Consider the following 1,211-nt stretch of genomic DNA (forward strand, 5'->3'; position numbering starts at 1 on the left):
CTATTCCTTTTGGTGCGTTTTGTATTACGAAAAAAATTGATTTATAAGAAGGAGTTATCGTTGTGGATGTTGAACGAGAAAAACGAAAAGCTTCTCTCATTTCAAACTTTCTTATAGTCAATTAATTAAATGTGCTCTTCTACGTTACAAAAAAGCACTGGGTGTAAATAAAAATTCTTTTAAAAGTCGTAAAATGCTTCTTATGCACTCTTTTGATCGCTAGAATTTGTCGAAAAATTTTATGCTGCTCAATACGATAATAGGGCGGTTTATATCTATGATTTAAGTGAAAATAGGGGGAGTTAGATGAAAAGGGAGGTGAGATTTTAATGACAGTTGTTGAAAACGTTATTGTGTAATGCATTTTTTACAGATTTTCTGCTTTCTGTAAATATGTAAAAGCGCAAAAACGGAAATGTGCAAAAAAGGAAGCTGGGACTTTATGCGTGGTGTATGATTTTATCATGGCATGGAATGTGGAGAGAAGATTGGGGTGTGGGGATGAAGAGTTTTATGAAGGGGGGAAGCTTGGATGAAGAGGCGGGTGTGTTGACGAGAGAGGAGAGAGGGTGTGGGGAAAGTTGTTTTTGAAGTGGGATTGACCGGTGCTTTGCGTGATCTTACTTTAGGGTGGTGAAGGGGCAAGAATATTTTAAAATAGGACGTATCTGTCGCGTTTGATGCAACATTATCCTTTGTGGTGTCGTGATCTGAAATCAGCAGGGGAATTGGCTAGAGTAAGAAGCTGTATTGTTGACAAACCTATGTTTACAAAGTGGTGCGAGGGGAATTTGAAAGTTTCGTTTGGCTGCTTTCTGTAAATGTGGAGAAGCATCAAAACGTTGATCCGTAAAATAAAAACGTATATCCGTAAAATGATGCGGAGGATTTATGCTTTGTGTGCGCTTTTGCTTAATCAGAAATCAACCATAAGATTGCTTTTTGTTTTTTCGGCTGGAGCTCTCTAAAATTTTTCAAAAGGGTGTGTTCTTTTTCGCTGTATGTTTCTTGATCATAGTGTGCGGCATGTGTTGAAAGATTTTCTTTTGTGGCAATATCTGCATAAAAAAAGCTTATGGGAACATCCAGTTTTTGGGCGATTTTGAGTAAACACCCTGCGCTTACACGATTGAAGCCTTTTTCATATTTTTGGATTTGTTGGAAACTGACACCTAAATAGCTTCCTAATTCTTTTTGGGAAAGTCCCATGG

1 protein-coding gene is annotated in these 1,211 nt (G+C 37.6%); it reads right to left on the reverse strand.

The window, feature by feature from the left end:
* Nucleotides 1-912 precede the first annotated feature (912 nt).
* Nucleotides 913-1,211, reverse strand: a 299-nt coding sequence (locus tag ACFIL3_RS07585) for a helix-turn-helix domain-containing protein (protein ID WP_375682004.1), incomplete at its 5' end; no start/stop codon positions are given.

Source organism: Bartonella sp. CE47NXGY (assembly GCF_042195415.1).
Taxonomy (GTDB): domain Bacteria; phylum Pseudomonadota; class Alphaproteobacteria; order Rhizobiales; family Rhizobiaceae; genus Bartonella.